A 21,513-nucleotide genomic window follows, 5' to 3' on the forward strand; every position below is an offset into this window, starting at 1 on the left:
TTACATCACCGTCCGAGTAACAACGCGGGTGCTGATCGGCAGCTTGGCCGCGGCGAGACGAAACGCTTCACGCGCCACGTCTTCTGAAACACCTTCCATTTCGTAGAGCATGCGACCCGGCTGAATCTGGGCCACCCAGTACTCCACGTTACCCTTACCCTTACCCATCCGAACCTCGAGAGGCTTCTGGGTAATCGGCTTGTCGGGAAAGACACGAATCCAGATTTTGCCGCCACGCTTGATGTGACGGGTCATGGCACGACGCGCGGCTTCGATCTGGCGAGCCGTGATCCGGCCGCGACCGGTGGCCTGCAGGCCAACGGTGCCGAATGACACCTTGCTGCCCCGCTGTGCCAGGCCGCGGTTACGGCCCTTCTGAATTTTCCGGAATTTGGTACGCTTCGGCTGCAACATCGTTAGTTACCCTTTAACCACGGCCGCGCTTCTTAGCGCCCTTGGCCTGCTGCTTCTGCTCTTCCTGAATCTGCTCCATGCCACCCAGCACTTCACCGCGGAAGATCCAGACCTTGACGCCGATGGTGCCGTAAGTGGTCTCGGCACGTACGCTGGCGTAATCGATATCGGCACGCAGCGTGTGCAGAGGCACCCGGCCTTCACGGTACCATTCGGTACGTGCGATCTCGGCACCGCCCAGACGACCGGACAGCTGCACCCGAACGCCTTCCGCGCCGGCCTTCATGGCGTTTTGCACGGCCCGCTTCATCGCGCGGCGGAACATCACCCGGCGCTCAAGCTGACCGGCGATGTTATCGCCAACCAGACGCGCATCCAGATCGGGCTTGCGCACTTCCTCGATGTTGATGTGCACCGGCACGCCCATTTTGGCGGCCACATCGCGGCGCAGGCGTTCCACATCCTCGCCCTTTTTACCGATCACGATGCCGGGACGCGCGGTGGAGATGGTGATACGAACGTTCTCGGAAGGACGTTCGATCTTCACCCGGCTCACGGACGCGTTCTTCAGCCGCTTGAACAGGTAGTCACGGACCTGCAGGTCGGTAACCAGGCAGTCGGAATAGGTTTTCGGCCCGGCATACCAGAGGGAGTTGTGCTCCTTGACAATGCCCAGGCGGATACCGATCGGATGAACTTTCTGACCCATCTGGTTACTCCTGACCTTCCGAGACTTTCACAGTAATGTGGCACGTACGCTTGAGAATGCGATCGGCGCGGCCTTTGGCGCGCGGACGGATACGCTTCATCGTCATGCCTTCATCCACGAAGATCGTGGATACCTTCAGCTCATCCACATCGGCGCCCTCGTTGTTTTCCGCGTTGGCAATCGCGGACTCGAGCACCTTCTTCACAATGCGGGCCGCCTTCTTGGGGCTGAAGGCGAGAACATTCAACGCCTTCTCCACCTCGAGACCGCGGATCTGGTCAGCCACCAGCCGGGCCTTTTGAGCCGAAATTCTTGCGCCCCGCAGACGGGCTGCAACTTCAGTCGCCATGGCTGTCACCTTATCGCTTAGCCTTCTTGTCCACGATGTGCCCGCGGTAGGTGCGGGTCAGGGCGAATTCGCCCAGCTTGTGGCCCACCATGTGCTCGGTGATCAGTACCGGAACATGCTGACGGCCGTTATGCACCGCGATGGTCAAACCCACCATCTCCGGGATGATCATGGAGCGACGGGACCAGGTTTTGATCGGCTTGCGGGAGCCGGCTTCCACCGCTTCTTCCACCTTCTTGAGCAGGTGGTGATCCAGAAACGGACCTTTCTTCAGTGAACGTGGCACAGCCTGAACCTCTCTCTATCCCTTACTTACGACGGTCGCGCACAATCATCTTGGAGGTGCGCTTGTTGGTACGCGTTTTGTGGCCCTTGGTGGGCACGCCCCAGGGGGTAACCGGGTGACGACCACCAGAAGTGCGGCCTTCACCACCACCATGGGGGTGATCCACCGGGTTCATCGCCACACCGCGTACGGTCGGACGAACACCCCGCCAGCGCTTGGCGCCAGCTTTACCCAGCGAGCGCAAGCTGTGCTCACTGTTGGAGACTTCGCCGATGGTGGCCTTACACTCGGCGCTCACCTTACGCATCTCGCCGGAGCGAAGACGCAGGGTCACGTAACCACCATCCTTTGCCAGAACCTGCGCGGAAGTACCTGCGGAACGCGCCAGCTGACCACCCTTGCCAGGCTTCATTTCCACGTTGTGCACGGTGGAACCCAGCGGGATGTTACGCAGCGGCAGCGCATTGCCAACCTTGATCGGCGCATCCTCGCCAGCCTGGACGCGATCACCGGCCTTGAGGGCCTTGGGCGCCAGGATGTAGCGACGCTCGCCATCCAGGTATTTGACCAGTGCGATGTGGGCGGAGCGGTTCGGATCATACTCAACCCGCTCGATCACGCCGACCACGCTTTCCTTGTCACGACGAAAATCGACGCGACGGTACTTCTGCTTGTGACCACCGCCCTTGTGGCGGGTGGTGATGCGGCCGTTGTTATTCCGACCGCCACTCTTGCTCTTTGCTTCCAGCAGCGGCGCGTAGGGAGCCCCTTTGTAGAGCTCCGCGTTCACCACCTTGACGACAAAGCGGCGGCCCGGGGAAGTCGGCTTGGTTTTTACAATCGCCATGATTCCTTACTCCCTTACCTTACTCTGCGCCCAGGAAGTCGATGTCCTGACCTTCGGCCAGAGAGACATAGGCTTTTTTCCAGCCCGCGCGTTTGCCGGCGACCCGACCGAAGAACTTCTGCTTGCCCTTCACGTTGCTGGTGCGAACGGATTGCACCTTGACGTCGAACAGGCTTTCCACGGCCTTCTTGATCTCCAGCTTGTTGGCATCCTTCGCGACCTTGAATACGAAGGCGTTGCCCTGATCGGCCACCAGGGTGGCTTTCTCGGAGATGTGCGGCGCGAGAAGGACGTTAAAAATACGTTCTTTGTTCATGCCAGCGCCTCCTCAAGCTGTTTCAGAGCCGGCACGGTGATCAGCACTTTCTCGAAGGCGATCAGACTGACCGGATCCACGCCCTTGGCGTCGCGAATGTCCACCTTGGGCAGATTGCGCGCCGCCAGGTAGAGGTTCTCATCCACGTCACTGGTAACGATCAGCGCGCTGCTCAGAGACAGATCCTTCAGCTTGGTGGCCACCGCCTTGGTTTTCGGCTCGTCGACGGAAAACTCATCGACCACCACCAGACGCTCCTGACGCACCAGCTCGGACAGGATGCAGCGCAGCGCGCCACGGTACATTTTGCGATTTACTTTCTGGGAGAAATCGCGGGGCTCGGCGGCGAACGTCTTACCGCCGCCACGCCACAGCGGGCTGCGGATGGTACCCGCGCGAGCCCGACCGGTTCCTTTTTGCCGCCAAGGCTTACGACCACCGCCCGCTACCGCGGCGCGATTTTTCTGAGCCTTGGAACCCTGACGGGCACCGGCCAGAAAAGCGGTCACAACCTGATGAACCAGAGGCTCGTTGAAGTCCTTGCCGAAGGCGACTTCGGAAACGGTTACGGTACCTCCAGAGGCAGTATTGAGATTCATCCTCTATTCCTCTTTCAGGCCTTCGCCTTCACTGCCGGGCGCACGATCACATCACCACCGGCCGCACCGGGGATGGCACCCTTTACCAGCAACAGATTCTTTTCCGCATCCACACGCACGATTTCCAGATTCTGGACCGTGACGCGCTCGGCGCCCAGATGACCGGCCATCTTCTTGCCTTTGAACACCCGGCCCGGGGTCTGGTTCTGACCAATGGAGCCCGGAGCCCGGTGGGACAAGGAGTTACCGTGGGTCGCATCCTGGGTGCGGAAATTCCAACGCTTCACGCCACCCGCGAAACCCTTACCCTTGGAGGTGCCGGTCACGTCCACGGACTGACCTGCCTCGAAAATCTCCAGGGTGATCTCGGAGCCGGCCTGCAGCTCACCCGCTTCGGCGCGGAACTCACCCGCCTTGCGGCCGGCCTGCACGCCCGCTTTCGCGAAATGACCAGCCTGCGGCCTGGTCACCCGGTTGGCCCGGCGCTCACCCACCGTTACCTGCACGGCTTCGTAGCCATCTGTCTCGTCGGTCTTGACCTGACTCACCCGGTTCGGGGTCACTTCAATAACGGTGACCGGAACACTGACACCTTCTTCAGTGAAGACCCGGGTCATCCCGCATTTCCGACCGATTACACCAATCGCCATTGTTTACCTCTTTACAACCTGTCGCGGTTGAACCGCCCGTAGTTGTAGGTCTGAGCTGTCTCTCAGGCCAGTTATCCCAGGCTGATCTGCACGTCCACACCAGCGGCCAGATCCAGCTTCATCAGCGCGTCCACGGTCTTGTCCGTGGGCTCGACGATATCCACCAGCCGCTTGTGAGTGCGGATCTCGTACTGGTCTCGTGCATCTTTGTTCACATGCGGAGAGATCAGCACCGTAAACCGTTCTTTGCGCGTCGGCAGGGGAATGGGCCCCTGTACCTGCGCACCCGTCCGTTTTGCCGTATCCACGATCTCCTGGGCGGACTGATCAATAAGGCGATGATCAAAGGCCTTGAGACGGATGCGGATTCTTTGGTTAGCCATAGCTAACAAACTCCAGACTGTTTCGAACCATTCTTTAGATGGCAAAAAGCCCGCCCAACCTATCCGCTCGGAAGGTGGAGGGTTGTCAAAACAAGCCCGGGAACGATGCCCCGGTTGATCGCGCTCTCTAGCCGGCATTACCGGCAAAGAGGGCGCAAATTGTAGAGACAAAAAAAGGCCAGGGCAAGGCCCTGGCCCATTTTTTTTGCACTTACTCGATGATCTTGGAGACCACGCCGGCGCCGACGGTGCGGCCGCCTTCACGGACCGCGAAGCGCAGGCCTTCTTCCATGGCGATCGGGGCAATCAGCTCAACGTTCATCTGAACGTTGTCGCCCGGCATCACCATTTCAGTGCCTTCCGGCAGGGTGCACGCACCGGTCACGTCCGTGGTACGGAAGTAGAACTGCGGACGGTAGCCGTTGAAGAACGGAGTGTGACGACCACCCTCGTCCTTGCTCAGCACGTACACTTCGCCTTCGAACTTGGTGTGCGGGGTGATGCTGCCCGGCTTCGCCAGTACCTGACCACGCTCCACTTCGTCACGCTTGGTGCCACGCAGCAGCACGCCCACGTTCTCACCCGCGCGGCCTTCGTCCAGCAGCTTGCGGAACATCTCAACGCCGGTACAGGTGGTCTTCATGGTGTCCTTGATGCCCACGATTTCCATCTCGTCACCCACCTTGATGATGCCGCGCTCAACGCGACCGGTCACCACGGTACCACGACCAGAGATGGAGAAAACGTCCTCGATCGGCATCAGGAACGGTTGATCCACCGCCCGTTCCGGCTCGGGGATGTAGTCGTCCAGGCACTCAACCAGCTTCACCACCGCCGGCATGCCGATTTCGCTGGTGTCGCCTTCCAGCGCCTTCAGCGCGGAGCCCTTGATGATCGGGGTGTCGTCGCCCGGGAAATCGTAGTCGCTCAGCAGCTCGCGCACTTCCATCTCAACCAGCTCGAGCAGCTCTTCGTCATCGACCATGTCCGCTTTGTTCAGGAACACGACGATGTAGGGAACGCCCACCTGGCGGGACAGCAGGATGTGCTCGCGGGTCTGCGGCATCGGGCCGTCCGCCGCGCTCACCACCAGGATCGCGCCGTCCATCTGCGCCGCGCCGGTGATCATGTTCTTCACGTAGTCGGCGTGACCGGGGCAGTCAACGTGCGCGTAGTGACGGTTCGGAGAATCGTACTCAACGTGAGAGGTCGCAATGGTGATACCGCGCTCACGCTCTTCCGGCGCATTGTCGATCTGGTCAAACGCGCTCGCGGAGCCAGAACCCCACGTCTCGAAGCACACCCGCGTCAGGGCGGCGGTCAGCGTCGTCTTACCATGGTCAACGTGACCAATGGTGCCTACGTTTACGTGCGGTTTATTGCGTTCAAACTTTTCCTTTGCCACGGCTCTATACCTTTAACAAATTAACCGTAAATTTAAGATTTCTTGCCGCTAATCACGTCGTCGGCGATGTTGCGCGGCGCTTCCGCGTACTTCAGGAACTCCATGGAGTAACTGGCGCGGCCCTGCGACATGGAGCGCAGGTCGGTGGCGTAACCGAACATCTCGGACAGGGGCACCTCGGCGCGAATGATCTTGCCGGACAGCGTGTCTTCCATGCCCTGGACGATACCACGACGACGGTTGAGGTCGCCCATCACGTCGCCCATGTACTCCTCGGGGGTTACCGCTTCCACCTTCATCATCGGCTCAAGCAGTACCGCGCCGGCTTCCTTGGCGGCGTTCTTCACCGCCAGACCACCGGCCATGCGGAAGGCGTTCTCGTTGGAGTCCACCTCGTGGTAGGAACCATCGTAGAGAATCGCTTTCACGCCCAGGACCGGGTAACCGGCCAGCACGCCGGACTGCAGCTGCTCTTCGATACCCTTCTGCACCGCGCCGAAGTATTCCTTCGGCACCACGCCGCCATGGATCTGCTCTTCGAACTCGAAGTCGGCATCGCGATCGATCGGCTCGAACTTGACCTTGACGTGACCGTACTGACCACGACCACCGGACTGTTTGACGAACTTGCCTTCCACGTCGGCGGGCTTGGTGAAGGTCTCGCGGTACGCCACCTGGGGCGCGCCGATGTTCGCTTCCACCTTGAACTCGCGGCGCATGCGATCCACCAGGATGTCCAGGTGCAGCTCGCCCATGCCGGAGATGATGGTCTGCCCGGTTTCCTCGTCGGTCTTCACGCGGAACGAGGGATCTTCCTGCGCCAGACGGCCCAGGGCCAGGCCCATTTTCTCCTGGTCGGCCTTGGACTTCGGCTCCACCGCCACGGAAATCACCGGATCCGGGAATTCCATGCGCTCGAGCACGATCACCTTGTTGAGGTCACACAGGGTGTCACCGGTGGTCACATCCTTGAGGCCCACACAAGCGGCGATGTCGCCGGCGCGCACTTCCTTGATCTCCTCGCGGCTGTTGGCGTGCATCTGCAGCAGACGACCAACGCGCTCCTTCTTCTGCTTCACGGAGTTGTACACGGAGTCGCCGGAATTCAGCACCCCGGAGTACACCCGGATGAAGGTCAGGGAGCCCACGAACGGGTCGGTGGCGATTTTGAATGCCAGCGCGGAGAACGGTTCCTCGTCGGAGGACTGACGGGACTCGACGGTCTCGCCATCGTCCAGCACACCCTGGATCGCCTTCACTTCGTCCGGCGCCGGCAGGTATTCCACCACCGCGTCGAGCATGGCCTGAACGCCCTTGTTCTTGAAGGCGGAGCCACACAGTGCCAGCACGATTTCGTTGGCCAGCACCTGCTGACGCAGACCGGCTTTGATCTCGTCGTTGCTCAGATCGCCGTTCTCGAGGTACTTGTCCATCAGTTCCTCGGACGCCTCGGCGGCGGACTCGACCATCTGCTCACGCAGTTCGTCGCAACGACCCTTGAGCTCTTCCGGGATATCGGTCTGCTCATAGGTCATGCCCATGTCGTTCTCATTCCAGTAGATGGCTTTCATCCGGATAAGATCGACAACGCCCTTGAAATCGTCCTCGGCGCCGATGTTCAGCTGGATCGGAACCACCTTGGCGCCGAGCCGCTGGCGAATCTGGGCGACGACGCGCTCGAAATCCGCGCCGGCACGGTCCATCTTGTTGACGAACACGATCCGCGGCACTTCATATTTGTTGGCCTGACGCCATACGGTTTCGGACTGCGGCTCCACGCCGGAGGTACCACAGAACACCACGACCGCGCCATCCAGCACCCGCAGGGAGCGTTCCACCTCAATGGTGAAATCCACGTGCCCGGGGGTGTCGATGATGTTGATGCGGTACTGGTCGTACTGCTGGTCCATGCCCTGCCAGAAGGTCGTGGTAGCAGCGGAGGTGATGGTGATACCACGCTCCTGCTCCTGCTCCATCCAGTCCATGGTCGCGGCACCGTCATGCACCTCACCGATTTTGTGAGACACACCGGTGTAAAAGAGGACGCGTTCGGTCGTGGTGGTCTTGCCCGCGTCCACGTGGGCGCAGATGCCAATATTGCGATAACGGTTAAGAGGAGTCTTACGTGCCACGCTGCTAACCTCGATTCACTGAATCAAATACAAAAACCGGCCTGATCGCAGGCCGGTTTACTCGTTCTGCCTTCTGCTTTAGAAGCGGAAGTGGGAGAAGGCCTTGTTGGCCTCGGCCATGCGGTGCACGTCTTCCCGCTTCTTCATGGCCGCGCCCTTGCCTTCGGCGGCGTCCATTACTTCACCCGCCAGGCGCTGGGCCATGCTCTTCTCGCCACGCTTACGGGCGGAGTCCACCAGCCAGCGCATGGCCAGAGCGGTACGACGGCTGGGACGCACCTCAACCGGCACCTGATAGGTCGCGCCACCCACACGGCGGCTTTTCACCTCGACCATCGGGCGGATGTTATCGAGGGCCTTCTCGAACAGCTCCAGCGGCTCACCGCTCTTGCGCTCGGCCACGGTATCCAGCGCACCGTATACAATGCGCTCGGCCACGGACTTCTTGCCGTCGACCATAACGTGGTTCATGAACTTAGCCAGCAGCTGGCTACCGAATTTCGGATCCGGCAGGATCTCGCGTTTGGCTACGACGCGTCTTCTTGGCATCGGATGTGTTCCTCATCATGCCCCGCCGGGGCGGGGAAAGCTTCAGGGTTACCCGGGACGAAGCCCGGCCTTACTCATCCCGCCGGGTCGCCAGGCGCCCGGCCGTATGGAAAGGGGGTGTATTTACTTCTTCGGCCGCTTGGCGCCGTATTTGGAACGACGCTGCTTACGGTCCTGAACACCCGCGGTGTCCAGCGTGCCGCGCACGGTGTGGTAGCGCACACCCGGGAGGTCTTTCACACGACCACCACGGATCAGCACCACGGAGTGCTCCTGCAGGTTATGGCCTTCCCCCGGAATATAGGAGGACACTTCATAACCGTTGGTCAGGCGCACCCGGCACACTTTACGCAGCGCGGAGTTCGGCTTCTTCGGGGTAGTGGTGTACACCCGGGTGCAAACGCCGCGCCGCTGCGGGCAGCCCTGCAGGGCGACCGAGTCGCTTTTCTCAACCTTTCTCTTGCGCGGGTTCCGCACAAGCTGGTTTACAGTTGCCATGAAACTACTGCTCCACGCTTACAGTTCTGTGACGAACATTGCTCTTTATCGCCACCCTTTTTGATCATTCCATAGCCTATTTCGGGCTATAGACAGGGGCGACGGATTCTAGGGAGCCCCTGGCGCCAAGTCAAGGCACCAGGGGCCAGGTCCCGCTTTTCGACCGCCTTACTCCCCGTCGGAGGAGCTCAGGGCCTCGGACAGCGCCGCTTCCACCTCGTCCATGGTGGGGCCGTCGCCGGTGGCTTCGGCACGCTGACGGCGGCGTTCCTCGTGGTAGGCGTAGCCGGTACCGGCCGGGATCAGACGCCCCACCACCACGTTTTCCTTCAGGCCGCGCAGGTCGTCTTCCTTGCCGGTCACCGCCGCTTCGGTCAGCACCCGGGTGGTCTCCTGGAAGGAGGCCGCGGAGATAAACGACTCGGTGGCCAGGGACGCCTTGGTGATACCCAGCAGCAGACGCTCGCCACGGGCACGCATTTTGTCCTCTCCGGCGAGACGCTCGTTCTCTTCGGTGAGGCGGGCGTATTCCACCTGCTCGCCCTTGATAAAGGCGGAGTCGCCGATCTCGGTGATTTCCACCTTGCGCAGCATCTGGCGAATGATCGTCTCGATGTGCTTGTCGTTGATCTTCACGCCCTGCAGACGGTAGACCTCCTGCACCTCGTTGACGATGTAACGGGCCAGTTCCACTTCCCCCATGAGACGCAGGATGTCGTGGGGGTTGAGCGGGCCATCGGAGACCACCTCGCCCTTCTCCACGTGCTCACCTTCGAACACGTTGAGCTGGCGCCACTTGGGAATCAGCTCCTCGTAGGTATCGCCACCTTCGTCCGGGGTGATCACCAGCCGCACCTTGCCCTTGGTTTCCTTACCGAAGGAAACGGTACCGCTCTTCTCGGCGAGAATGGCGGCTTCCTTGGGATTACGGGCCTCGAACAGGTCCGCCACCCGCGGCAGACCACCGGTGATATCACGGGTCTTGGAGGATTCCTGGGGAATCCGCGCGATCACGTCACCCATGCCGATATCGGCACCGTTCTTCAGCGCCGACAGCGCGCCGCCGGGCAGGAAGTAGTTGGCCGGGTTATCGGTGTTGGGCAGGGTTACCGGCTTGCCGCTGGCGTCCACCACGCGAACCACCGGGCGCAGATCCTTACCCGCGGACGGGCGGTCCTGGCTGCTCAGCACCTCGATGTTGGTGAGGCCGGTCAGTTCGTCGGTCTGGTAGTTCACGGAGATGCCTTCCTCCATGTCACCAAACTGCACCTTACCTTCCACCTCGGCGATAATCGGGTGGGTGTGCGGGTCCCAGGTCGCCACGACCTGACCGCCGTCCACCGGATCGCCTTCCTTGACGGTAACCATGGCGCCGTAAGGCAGCTTGTAGCGCTCGCGCTCACGGCCCAGGTCGTCGGCGACGGCCAACTCCGCGGAGCGGGACACGATCACCAGGCCGTCCTTGTGCTGAACGTGCTTGGCGTTGTGGAAGCGCACCTTGCCGCCGTGCTTGATCTGAATGCTGGACACCGCGGAAGCCCGGCTCGCCGCGCCCCCGATGTGGAAGGTCCGCATGGTCAGCTGGGTGCCCGGCTCACCGATGGACTGGGCAGCGATAACACCAACCGCCTCGCCCACGTTCACCCGATGGCCCCGTGCCAGGTCGCGACCGTAGCACTTGGAGCACACGCCCCAGCGGGTTTCACAGGTAATCGGCGAGCGCACGATGACTTCGTCCACGCCCATGGTTTCGAGGCGATCCACCCACACTTCATCCAGCAGGGTGCCGGCTTCCACCGCCACTTCGTCGGCGTTGAGCGGGTTCATCACGTCGCGCACCACGACCCGGCCCAGTACCCGCTCGCGCAGGGGCTCGACCACGTCACCGCCTTCGATCAGCGGCGTCATCAGCAGGCCCTGCTCGGTGCCACAGTCGATCTCGGTGATCACCAGGTCCTGGGCCACGTCCACCAGACGGCGGGTCAGGTAACCGGAGTTCGCGGTCTTCAACGCGGTATCCGCCAGACCTTTCCGGGCACCGTGGGTGGAGATGAAGTACTGGAGTACGTTCAGCCCTTCACGGAAGTTGCTGGTGATCGGCGTCTCGATAATGGAGCCATCCGGCTTGGCCATCAGGCCACGCATGCCGGCCAGCTGACGAATCTGCGCCGGGGAGCCCCGGGCGCCGGAGTCCGCCATCATGTAGATCGAGTTGAAGGAATCCTGCAGCTCGTCCTCGCCATCACGGTTGACGACGACTTCTTTGTTCAGGTTTTCCATCATCGCCTTGGCGATCTGGTCGTTGGTGCGCGCCCAGATGTCGATCACCTTGTTGTAGCGCTCACCGCGGGTCACCAGACCGGAAGCGAACTGCTCCTCGATCTCGCGCACTTCTTCCTCGGCGGCGGCGATCATCTTCACCTTGGCGTCCGGGATCACCATGTCCTCGACACCGATGGAGGAGCCGGACAGGGTGGCTTCGCGGAAGCCCATGTACATGATCTGGTCGGCGAAGATGCAGGTTTCCTTGGTGCCCAGAATCCGGTAGCAGGTATTCAGCAGACCGGAGATCGCCTTCTTGGTCATGTTGCGGTTGACCTGATCGAAGCCGATGCCGTCAGGCACGATGTCCCACAGCTTGCAGCGACCGACAGTGGTCTCCACCAGACGATCGTTCTCTTCGACCCGGCCTTCCTGGTCACGCACCACTTCGTGGATGCGCACCTTGATACGGGCGTGCAGATCCACTTCCTTGGTGCCCAGGGCGCGCATCACTTCCTGGGTGTCGGAGAACACCCGGCCTTCGCCCTTGGCGTTGATCCGTTCACGGCTGATGTAGTACAGACCCAGCACCACGTCCTGGGTCGGCACGATGATCGGTTCACCGTTGGCCGGGGACAGGATGTTGTTGGTGGACATCATCAGCGCCCGGGCTTCCAGCTGAGCCTCCAGGGTCAGCGGCACGTGCACCGCCATCTGGTCACCATCGAAGTCCGCGTTGAAGGCGGCGCACACCAGCGGGTGAAGCTGGATCGCCTTGCCCTCGATCAGCACCGGCTCGAACGCCTGGATGCCCAGACGGTGAAGGGTCGGCGCCCGGTTCAGCATCACCGGGTGTTCGCGAATCACCTCGGCGAGGATATCCCACACCTCGGCGGTTTCGCGCTCGACCATCTTCTTGGCGGCCTTGATGGTGGTGGCCAGACCACGGGCTTCCAGCTTGGCGAAGATGAACGGCTTGAACAGCTCCAGAGCCATCTTCTTGGGCAGGCCGCACTCATGCAGCTTGAGGGTCGGGCCCACCACGATCACGGAACGACCGGAGTAGTCCACCCGCTTACCCAGCAGGTTCTGACGGAAACGACCCTGTTTGCCCTTGATCATGTCGGCCAGGGATTTCAGCGGGCGCTTGTTGGAGCCGGTGATGGCCCGGCCGCGACGGCCGTTATCCAGCAGCGCGTCCACGGACTCCTGCAGCATGCGCTTCTCGTTGCGCACGATGATGTCCGGGGCGTTCAGGTCGAGCAGCCGCTTGAGGCGGTTGTTACGGTTGATCACCCGGCGATACAGATCGTTCAGGTCGGAGGTCGCGAAACGACCGCCGTCCAGGGGCACCAGCGGACGCAGGTCCGGCGGCAGCACCGGCAGCACCGTCATGATCATCCATTCGGGCTCGTTGCCGGAGGCGTGGAACGCTTCCATCAGCTTGAGCCGCTTGGACAGCTTCTTGAGCTTGGTGTCCGAGTTGGTGGCCTCGATTTCCTCGCGCAGGGTGTTGATCTCGTCCTGCAGATCCAGCTCGGTGAGCAGTTGTTGAACCGCTTCCGCGCCCATCTTGGCTTCGAACTCGTCGCCGAACTGCTCCAGCGCGTCGAAATACTCCTCATCGGTGAGCAGCTGACCACGCTCCAGAGTGGTCATACCGGGCTCGGTGACCACGAAGGATTCGAAGTACAGCACCCGCTCGATGTCGCGCAGGGTCATATCCAGCATCAGGCCGATGCGGGACGGCAGCGACTTCAGGAACCAGATGTGCGCCACCGGGCTTGCCAGCTCGATATGGCCCATGCGCTCACGGCGGACCTTGGAGAGAGTGACCTCAACGCCACACTTCTCGCAGATCACACCCCGGTGCTTGAGGCGCTTGTACTTGCCGCACAGGCACTCATAGTCCTTGATCGGACCAAAAATGCGCGCGCAGAACAGGCCATCACGCTCCGGCTTGAAGGTGCGGTAATTGATGGTCTCCGGCTTTTTCACTTCGCCAAAAGACCAGGAACGGATCAGATCCGGCGGTGCCAGACCGATCTTAAGCTTGTCGAACTCCGTGACTTGTCCCTGACTTTTGAGCAGATTCAGCAAGTCTTTCAAGGCCAGTCCTCCGTATGGAGCTTTCGCTCGCGATTCTTTCCTAAACCCGGGTCAGGCGTGGCGCCACTTCCGCCTCGCGGCAGCGGCGCCGTCGCCTCAGTCGTTTTCCAGCTCGATGTTGATACCGAGCGAACGGATTTCCTTCAGCAGTACGTTGAAGGACTCCGGCATACCCGGATCCATCCGGTGGTCGCCATCGACGATGTTCTTGTAAATGCGGGTACGGCCATTCACATCGTCCGACTTAACGGTGAGCATTTCCTGCAGCGTGTACGCCGCGCCGTAGGCCTCCAGGGCCCACACTTCCATCTCACCGAAGCGCTGACCACCGAACTGCGCCTTACCACCCAGCGGCTGCTGGGTCACCAGGCTGTAGGAGCCGGTGGAGCGGGCGTGCATCTTGTCGTCGACCAGGTGGTTCAGCTTGAGCATGTACATGTAGCCGACGGTCACCTTGCGGTCGAACTGCTCGCCGGTACGGCCATCCCAAAGCTGAATCTGACCGGAGCGGTCCTGGCCGGCGAGTTCCAGCAGCGCCTTGATCTCGAACTCCTTGGCACCATCGAACACGGCGGTGGCCATGGGCACGCCGGCACGCAGATTGCGAGCCAGCTCGATGATGTCCTGGTCCTCGAAATGGCTCCAGTCCTCATCGGTGCCACCGGCGCCGGTCTGGTTGTAGATCTGGTCAAGGAAGTCGCGCACTTCCGCGACTTTTTTCTCCTGATCCAGCATCTCGCCGATGCGCTCGCCCAGGCCCTTGGCGGCCCAGCCCAGGTGGGTCTCGAGAATCTGCCCCACGTTCATCCGCGACGGTACACCCAGCGGGTTGAGGACCACGTCCACGGGGACGCCGTTCTCGTCGTAGGGCATGTCTTCCTCGGGCATGATCACGGAGATCACACCTTTGTTACCGTGACGGCCGGCCATCTTGTCACCGGGCTGAATGCGACGCTTGATCGCCAGGTAGACCTTGACCACCTTGAGCACGCCGTGGGACAGATCGTCGCCGCCGGAGATCTTGGCCTGCTTGTCCTTGTAGCGCTCGTCCTGTTCCTTCTTGTGCAGCTCCAGGTACTGGTGCGCGCGCTCCAGTTGCTCGGCCACGTCGTCATCGGCGGGACGCAGTTCAAACCACTTGTCACCTTCCAGCTCGTCGAGCACCGCGTCGGTCAGCTCGGTGCCACGCTTGAGGCCGGCGCCGCCGTTGACCTTCTTGCCCAGCAGCACGGACCGCAGACGGTCCTTGATGTCCTGCTCGAGAATCCGGTACTCGTCCTTCAGGTCCTTGCGGAACTTGTCCAGCGCGTCCTGTTCGATCTGGCGGGCACGCTCGTCCTTCTCAACGCCATCGCGAGTGAACACCTGCACGTCGATGACGGTGCCCTTGACGCCGGAGGAAACCCGCAGGGAGGTGTCCTTCACGTCGGAGGCCTTCTCACCGAAGATCGCGCGCAGCAGCTTCTCTTCCGGCGTCAGCTGGGTTTCGCCCTTGGGCGTCACCTTGCCGACCAGAATGTCGCCGGCTTCCACCTCGGCACCGATGTAAACGATACCGGACTCGTCAAGCTTGCCGAGCGCCACTTCGCCCACGTTGGGGATATCGGCGGTGATTTCCTCGGCGCCCAGCTTGGTATCACGGGCGATACAGGTGAGCTCCTGGATGTGAATAGAGGTGAAACGATCCTCCTTCACCACCCGCTCGGAGATCAGGATGGAGTCCTCGAAGTTGTAGCCGTTCCAGGGCATGAACGCGACGCGCATGTTCTGGCCCAGGGCCAGCTCGCCCATGTCCACGGACGGACCGTCGGCCATGATGTCGCGGGCCGCTACCCGATCACCCACTTTCACCAGCGGACGCTGGTTGATGCAGGTGTTCTGGTTGGAGCGGGTGTACTTGGTGAGGTTGTAGATATCCACACCCGCTTCACCCTCGACCACCTCGTCGTCGTTCACTTTGACGATGATCCGGGAAGCGTCCACCTTGTCGACGATACCGCCACGCTGGGCCACCACGCAGACGCCGGAATCCCGGGCCACGTGACGCTCCATGCCGGTACCCACCAGGGGCTTCTCGGCACGCAGGGTCGGCACCGCCTGACGCTGCATGTTGGAGCCCATCAAGGCGCGGTTCGCGTCATCGTGCTCCAGGAACGGAATCAGGGACGCGGCCACGGACACCACCTGGCGCGGGGAGACATCCATATGGGTAATGGTGTCCCGCTCCATGACGGTGAACTCGTAGCGGTGACGCACGGTAACGAAGTCTTCAACGAAACTGCCGTCGTCGTTCATCTTGGCGTCGACCTGCGCGATCACGCACTCCGCTTCCTCGATGGCGGACAGGTACTCGATCTCATCGCTGACCTTACCGTCGATCACCTTGCGGTACGGCGACTCCAGGAAGCCGTACTCATTGGTGCGCGCGTAGCTGGCCAGGGAGTTGATCAGGCCGATGTTCGGCCCTTCCGGCGTCTCGATGGGACACACGCGACCGTAGTGGGTCGGGTGCACGTCGCGCACTTCGAAGCCGGCACGCTCACGGGTCAGACCGCCCGGGCCCAAGGCGGACACCCGGCGTTTGTGGGTGATCTCGGACAGCGGGTTGTTCTGATCCATGAACTGGGACAACTGGGAGGAGCCGAAGAACTCCTTCACCGCGGCGGCCACCGGCTTGGCGTTGATCAGATCCTGCGGCATCAGGCCTTCGGACTCGGCCAGGCTCAGACGCTCCTTGACGGCGCGCTCCACCCGAACCAGACCAACGCGGAACTGGTTCTCCGCCATTTCGCCCACGGAACGGATACGACGGTTACCCAGGTGATCGATGTCATCGACCACGCCGTTGCCGTTGCGGATGTCCACCAGAGTCTTGAGCACATCGATGATGTCGGACTGATCGGTGCCCATCTGCTCGAAGTACTGCTTGCCTTCATCGTCGGTACGGGCGCTGAAGTAACGACCGTCATAGATGATGCCCGGGCCGGTGACGTCGTCACGGCCGAGACGGCGGTTGAACTTCATGCGACCCACGCCGGACAGGTCGTAGCGCTCGTCGGTGAAGAACAGGTTGCGGAACAGGTTCTCCGCCGCTTCCTTGGTGGGCGGCTCGCCGGGACGCATCATGCGGTAGATTTCCACCAGCGCCTCAAGGGGGCTACGGGTGGGATCGGCACGCAGGGTGTCGGCCATGAACGGCCCATGGTCCAGGTCGTTGGTGTAGAGCGTCTCGAACGTGGCGATACCGGCGTTCTCGATTTTCTCGAGGCTGTCGGCGCTCAGTTCGGTATTGCACTCCACCAGAACCTCGCCGGTTTCCTGGTCGATGATCGACTTAGCCAGGTAACGGCCATGCAGGTATTCGGCGGGAATTTCCAGGTATTCGATATTGGCTTTTTCGAGCTGACGGATGTGACGCGCGGTGACGCGGCGACCACGCTCCACCACCACTTCCTCGCCGGCAAGGATATCGAAGGTCGCGGTTTCACCACGCAGACGCTCCGGCACCAGCCGCATGCGGTAGACACCGTTCTCGAAAAGGATTTCGTTGGTGTCGAAGAAAGTGTCGAGGATCTCGTCCGAGGTATAGCCCAGGGCACGCAGCAGAATGGTCGCCGGCAGTTTGCGGCGACGGTCGATGCGCACGTATACCAGGTCCTTGGGATCGAACTCGAAGTCGAGCCAGGAACCACGGTAGGGGATCACCCGCGCGGAATACAGCAGCTTGCCCGAGGAGTGAGTCTTGCCCTTGTCGTGATCGAAGAACACGCCCGGGGAACGGTGCAGCTGTGACACGATCACCCGCTCGGTACCGTTGATCACGAAGGTGCCGTTTTCGGTCATGAGCGGAATCTCGCCCATGTAGACCTGCTGTTCGCGGATATCCTTGATCGCGCCGTTGGATTCCTTGTCGTAGATCACCAGACGAATACGCACGCGCAGCGGCGCGGCGTAGGTGGTGCCACGAATGATGCACTCTTTGACATCAAAAACCGGTTTGCCGAACTCATAGCCGGCATACTCGAGGGCCGCGTTCCCGGAGTAGCTGGAAATCGGGAACACTGACCGGAAGGCTGCTTCCAGGCCCGCGTCCAAGCGCTCCTCGGCGCTCTTGTCGTGTTGCAAGAACTTGCGGTAAGAATCGAGCTGTATGGCCAGAAGGTACGGAACCTCCATGACCTTAGGAAGCTTGCCGAAATCTTTGCGGATCCGCTTTTTCTCAGTGAATGAGTATGCCATCTGCGTTCCTCGGCTGTTGACCTATCACCCCTGGGTGATATTCCTGCATGAAACCCTTCATGCAGAAACGACAAAAGGCTGGCAGCCCTTAAGCTGCCAGCCGGTGTCTTTCCGCCGGAATGTGGAAAGACATTGCGCTCTCGCGCTTACTTGAGCTCGGCGGTACCGCCAGCCTCTTCGATCTTTTTCTTGATCTCTTCGGCTTCGTCCTTGGAAGCGCCTTCCTTGACCGGAGCGGGTGCGCCCTCGACCAGTTCTTTCGCTTCTTTCAGACCCAGACCGGTTACTTCGCGGACTGCCTTGATCACGCCGACTTTCTTGTCGCCGAAACCGGTCAGAACCACGTCGAATTCGGTCTGTTCTTCAGCGGCACCACCAGCGTCGCCACCAGCGGCCGCGGGAGCGGCTGCAACGGCGGCAGCGGCGGTTACACCGAACTTCTCTTCCATGGCCTCGATCAGTTCAACGAGGTCCATAACGCTCATGTCAGCGATTGCGCTGAGGATATCTTCTTTGGAAACGGCCATTTTCAATCTCCTAAAATCACCGTACGGGCGATCCCGAGTGGAATCGGGTAGTTACGCTGCTGATCGCTGGATCAGGCAGCTTCCTGCTGTTTCTTGTCCTTCACCGCGGCGACGGTACGCACAAACTTGCCGGGCACCTCGTTGAGGGTACGGACAAACTTGGCCACCGGGGCCTGCATGACGGACATAAGCTGAGCAAGGGCTTCTTCACGGGTGGGCAGCTTGGCCAGGACATCGATGTCCTTGGCTTCGTACGCCACACCGCCTACGGCCAGTGCTTTAACTTCGAGCGCGTCGTGGTCCTTGGCGAAATCCTTGATCAGCCGGGCGGCTGCGCCCGGATCTGCCTGGGAAAACGCCAGGATCGTGGGGCCGACCAGCGAGTCGCTGAGGCACTCGTATTCAGTGCCTTCAACGGCGCGCTTGGCCAGCGTGTTCCGTACTACTTTCAGGTACACGCCGGTTTCACGAGCCTTCACGCGCAGAGCGGTCATCTCTGACACGGAAAGTCCCCGATAGTCGGCAACCACGGCGGACAGCGCTTCGGTAGCCGCAGCATTCACCGAAACCACAATCGCCCGTTTGTCCTCCAGATTCAAAGGCACGATTTACCTCCTGGATTCACAAACTTAACCGGACCCGTCGACTGCCTGACAGATGGGCCCAGCGGTTGCCAGGACCGGTCACCCGGTCCGTTATCGCGGAAGCCAGCCCCTGCTTTGACACAGGATTTGCAACTACCGCGCCTGCGCAGGCGGTTACCCCTTAACCTCGGGTGGAAACTCGGCTCATGAAGCCGGACTCCATTCACACCCTCGGACCTGCGGTCTTTGACGCCCCGGCGGTTGGCCCGCGAAGCAGGCATCGCCGTCGGGATCAAAGCCCTTTGGGACCGGCACCAGGCCGCCCCCGGATTTCTTACATAGCCAGGGAAGCGGGATCGATGGACAGACCCGGACCCATGGTGCTGGACAGCGTTACCTTCTTGAAGTACGCGCCCTTCGCGGAAGCCGGCTTCGCCTTCTTGAGATCGGCGATCAGCGCTTCCACGTTTTCCTTGATGGCGTTGGCGTCAAAGCCGACCTGACCCACCGTGCAGTGGATGATGCCGCCTTTGTCGGTGCGGTAACGCACCTGACCGCCCTTGGCGTTCTTCACCGCCTGAGCCACGTCCGGGGTCACGGTGCCGACTTTCGGGTTCGGCATCAGACCACGGGGGCCGAGGATGGTGCCCAGCTTACCCACGACGCGCATGGCGTCCGGAGAAGCGATCACCACGTCGAAGTTGATCTCGCCGCCCTGAACCTGCTCGGCCAGGTCATCGAAACCCACCACGTCGGCGCCGGCTTCCTTGGCTTCCTCGGCCTTGGCGCCCTGGGCGAACACGGCGACGCGAACGGTCTTGCCGGTGCCGTGGGGCAGCACGGAAGCGCCACGCACGTTCTGGTCGGATTTACGCGGGTCAACACCCAGGTTCACGGAAACGTCGATGGATTCCTTGAACTTCACCGCGGACAGCTCGTTGAGCAGAGCCACGGCGTCTTCCACTTGATAGAACTTGCCCGATTCCACTTTTTCACGGATGGCGCGGGCGCGCTTGGACAGCTTGGCCATTGGTTAGTCCTCCACGTCCAGACCCATGGAACGGGCGGAGCCCGCGATGGTACGCACGGCGGCGTCCATATCGGCAGCGGTGAGATCCGGCTCTTTCGCCTTGGCGATCTCTTCGAGCTGCGCGCGGTTCACCTTGCCCACCTTCTTGGTGTTCGGCTCACCGGAACCGCTCTTGATGCCCGCTGCTTTCTTCAGCAGGTAGGCCGCCGGCGGCGTCTTCATGGTGAAGGTGAAGGAACGGTCGCTGTAAACCGTGATCACCACCGGCACTGGCGCGCCCTGATCGAGCTGCTGGGTCTGGGCGTTGAACGCTTTACAGAACTCCATGATGTTCACGCCGTGCTGGCCCAGAGCGGGGCCGACCGGCGGTGAAGGGTTAGCCTGACCCGCTGCCACTTGCAGCTTGATGTAGGCTTCGACTTTCTTGGCCATGATTAAGACTCCTTGGGTTCGAACGCCGTTTTACGGGCTCCCCTGAGGTGGGTCGTTTGCCCCGCCCGACTGAACCGGCGAGGCACCGTGGGATCAGGTCTTTTCAACCTGCCCGAATTCCAGCTCCACAGGCGTGGAGCGACCGAAAATGAGCACCGCCACCTGCAGGCGGCTCTTTTCGTAGTTCACTTCTTCCACCACGCCGTTGAAATCCGCGAACGGGCCGTCGGTGACGCGCACCACTTCGCCGGCCTCGAACAGCGTCTTCGGCTTCGGCTTCTCCACCGCGTCGTCCATGCGACGCAGAATGGCATCCGCCTCTTTCTGGGTAATCGGCGATACCCGACCCGGGTTTTTCGGATCTTCGCCAATAAAGCCCATCACCTTGGGCGTTTCCTTGACCAGGTGCCAGGAGTCGTCGCACATTTCCATTTCCACCAGCACGTAGCCGGGGAAGAATTTGCGCTCGGACTTCCGCTTCTGACCACCTCGCATCTCCACCACTTCCTCGGTGGGCACGAGAATCTCGCCAAACAGTTCTTCCATGGAGCGCAGCTTGACGCGCTCTTCCAGGGCCCGCTTGACGTGCTTTTCAAAGCCGGAATAAGCGTGTACGACGTACCAACGCTTCGCCATGTGTACCCCTTAGCCGATGAGCATCGAGATCGCGCCGTTGAGCAACCAATCGAGCACGAACAACAGCAGTGCGACGATCAGCACGAACACCAACACGATCAACGTGGTCTGCAGCGTCTCCTGACGGGTCGGCCATACCACCTTGCGCAGCTCCACCATGGAGTCCTTGCGCAGCTGGTTGAACGCCTTGCCCTGTTCGGTCTGCAGGGCAACGAACGCGGCCACGAGACCGACGACCAGCACGCCCAGCGCCCGGTACAGGGGGGACACCTCGGAGAAATAGCTGTTACCCACAACAGCAACAGCCACCAGCGCGGCCGCGATGACCCACTTGGTGGCCTCTAGAACGGAGGACCCAGACTGCCCTTCTGCTTTCTCACTCATCTGCCGACGCACCCCGCCGCCTGATGGCAGCTCTGGGAGAATTGGCAGGCCAGGAGGGACTCGAACCCCCAACAGCCGGTTTTGGAGACCGGTGCTCTACCAATTGAACTACTGGCCTGTAACCTCGAAAACACAACAGCCGGGACCCTTGGGCCCCGGCCCTTTCACCACCT

21 protein-coding genes and 1 tRNA gene are annotated in these 21,513 nt (G+C 61.2%); all 22 read right to left on the minus strand.

Annotated features, from left to right (window positions below; genetic code table 11):
• Positions 1-414, minus strand: coding sequence for a 50S ribosomal protein L16 (gene rplP / locus ACLD02_RS18895; protein WP_203101479.1), 414 nt, complete (start codon positions 412-414; stop codon positions 1-3).
• 13 nt (positions 415-427) lie between these two features.
• Positions 428-1,123 carry a 30S ribosomal protein S3 gene (gene rpsC / locus ACLD02_RS18900; RefSeq protein WP_203101471.1) on the minus strand — a complete coding sequence of 232 codons (696 nt, stop codon included), beginning with the start codon at positions 1,121-1,123 and terminating at the stop codon, positions 428-430.
• 4 nt (positions 1,124-1,127) lie between these two features.
• Positions 1,128-1,472 (minus strand): 50S ribosomal protein L22, encoded by a 345-nt coding sequence (gene rplV / locus ACLD02_RS18905; protein WP_161385826.1) that lies wholly within the window; start codon positions 1,470-1,472, stop codon positions 1,128-1,130.
• A gap of 10 nt (positions 1,473-1,482) precedes the next feature.
• A complete protein-coding gene (gene rpsS / locus ACLD02_RS18910) occupies positions 1,483-1,758 on the minus strand; it encodes a 30S ribosomal protein S19 (protein WP_067612803.1) in 276 nt (91 codons plus the stop codon).
• Positions 1,759-1,780: 22 nt separating this feature from the next.
• A complete protein-coding gene (gene rplB / locus ACLD02_RS18915) occupies positions 1,781-2,605 on the minus strand; it encodes a 50S ribosomal protein L2 (RefSeq protein WP_203101469.1) in 825 nt (274 codons plus the stop codon).
• A 19-nt stretch (positions 2,606-2,624) separates the two neighbouring features.
• Complete coding sequence (rplW, locus tag ACLD02_RS18920; protein ID WP_203101467.1) at positions 2,625-2,921, minus strand: 50S ribosomal protein L23; 297 nt, start codon at positions 2,919-2,921, stop codon at positions 2,625-2,627.
• Positions 2,918-3,520: a 50S ribosomal protein L4 gene (gene rplD / locus ACLD02_RS18925; protein ID WP_203101465.1), complete on the minus strand. Its 603-nt coding sequence runs from the start codon at positions 3,518-3,520 to the stop codon at positions 2,918-2,920. Before rplD ends, rplW begins: the two co-directional genes overlap by 4 nt.
• 14 nt (positions 3,521-3,534) lie before the next feature.
• Positions 3,535-4,170: a 50S ribosomal protein L3 gene (gene rplC / locus ACLD02_RS18930; RefSeq protein ID WP_203101457.1), complete on the minus strand. Its 636-nt coding sequence runs from the start codon at positions 4,168-4,170 to the stop codon at positions 3,535-3,537.
• A 71-nt stretch (positions 4,171-4,241) separates the two neighbouring features.
• Positions 4,242-4,553 carry a 30S ribosomal protein S10 gene (gene rpsJ / locus ACLD02_RS18935; RefSeq protein ID WP_067612426.1) on the minus strand — a complete coding sequence of 104 codons (312 nt, stop codon included), beginning with the start codon at positions 4,551-4,553 and terminating at the stop codon, positions 4,242-4,244.
• A 211-nt stretch (positions 4,554-4,764) separates the two neighbouring features.
• On the minus strand, positions 4,765-5,958 hold the full coding sequence (gene tuf, locus ACLD02_RS18940) for an elongation factor Tu (RefSeq protein WP_203101440.1): 1,194 nt from the start codon (positions 5,956-5,958) through the stop codon (positions 4,765-4,767).
• A 32-nt stretch (positions 5,959-5,990) separates the two neighbouring features.
• The gene (gene fusA / locus ACLD02_RS18945) at positions 5,991-8,090 is read right to left on the minus strand and encodes an elongation factor G (protein WP_203101456.1); all 2,100 of its coding nucleotides are present in this window, start codon (positions 8,088-8,090) and stop codon (positions 5,991-5,993) included.
• A 78-nt stretch (positions 8,091-8,168) separates the two neighbouring features.
• On the minus strand, positions 8,169-8,639 hold the full coding sequence (gene rpsG, locus ACLD02_RS18950; protein ID WP_203101455.1) for a 30S ribosomal protein S7: 471 nt from the start codon (positions 8,637-8,639) through the stop codon (positions 8,169-8,171).
• Between the two features lie 123 nt (positions 8,640-8,762).
• Positions 8,763-9,137: a 30S ribosomal protein S12 gene (gene rpsL, locus ACLD02_RS18955; RefSeq protein ID WP_067606428.1), complete on the minus strand. Its 375-nt coding sequence runs from the start codon at positions 9,135-9,137 to the stop codon at positions 8,763-8,765.
• A 168-nt stretch (positions 9,138-9,305) separates the two neighbouring features.
• Complete coding sequence (rpoC, locus tag ACLD02_RS18960; RefSeq protein ID WP_203101453.1) at positions 9,306-13,508, minus strand: DNA-directed RNA polymerase subunit beta'; 4,203 nt, start codon at positions 13,506-13,508, stop codon at positions 9,306-9,308.
• Between the two features lie 96 nt (positions 13,509-13,604).
• Positions 13,605-17,747 carry a DNA-directed RNA polymerase subunit beta gene (gene rpoB / locus ACLD02_RS18965; RefSeq protein ID WP_203101451.1) on the minus strand — a complete coding sequence of 1,381 codons (4,143 nt, stop codon included), beginning with the start codon at positions 17,745-17,747 and terminating at the stop codon, positions 13,605-13,607.
• A gap of 146 nt (positions 17,748-17,893) precedes the next feature.
• A complete protein-coding gene (rplL, locus tag ACLD02_RS18970) occupies positions 17,894-18,274 on the minus strand; it encodes a 50S ribosomal protein L7/L12 (protein ID WP_203101449.1) in 381 nt (126 codons plus the stop codon).
• A gap of 71 nt (positions 18,275-18,345) precedes the next feature.
• Entirely contained in the window at positions 18,346-18,879 is a 534-nt protein-coding gene (gene rplJ / locus ACLD02_RS18975; RefSeq protein WP_203101447.1) for a 50S ribosomal protein L10, read from the minus strand.
• A 313-nt stretch (positions 18,880-19,192) separates the two neighbouring features.
• Positions 19,193-19,888: a 50S ribosomal protein L1 gene (rplA, locus tag ACLD02_RS18980; RefSeq protein WP_203101445.1), complete on the minus strand. Its 696-nt coding sequence runs from the start codon at positions 19,886-19,888 to the stop codon at positions 19,193-19,195.
• Positions 19,889-19,891: 3 nt separating this feature from the next.
• Positions 19,892-20,320, minus strand: a complete 429-nt coding sequence (gene rplK / locus ACLD02_RS18985) for a 50S ribosomal protein L11 (RefSeq protein ID WP_138770766.1) — start codon at positions 20,318-20,320, stop codon at positions 19,892-19,894.
• A gap of 93 nt (positions 20,321-20,413) precedes the next feature.
• On the minus strand, positions 20,414-20,956 hold the full coding sequence (gene nusG / locus ACLD02_RS18990; protein WP_203101443.1) for a transcription termination/antitermination protein NusG: 543 nt from the start codon (positions 20,954-20,956) through the stop codon (positions 20,414-20,416).
• A 9-nt stretch (positions 20,957-20,965) separates the two neighbouring features.
• A complete protein-coding gene (gene secE / locus ACLD02_RS18995; protein ID WP_203101441.1) occupies positions 20,966-21,340 on the minus strand; it encodes a preprotein translocase subunit SecE in 375 nt (124 codons plus the stop codon).
• 42 nt (positions 21,341-21,382) lie between these two features.
• Positions 21,383-21,458 (minus strand) — tRNA-Trp (locus ACLD02_RS19000).
• Between the last annotated feature and the right edge of the window lie 55 nt (positions 21,459-21,513).

This window comes from Alloalcanivorax sp. C16-2 (assembly GCF_046507615.1).
Taxonomy (GTDB): Bacteria; Pseudomonadota; Gammaproteobacteria; order Pseudomonadales; family Alcanivoracaceae; genus Alloalcanivorax; species Alloalcanivorax marinus_A.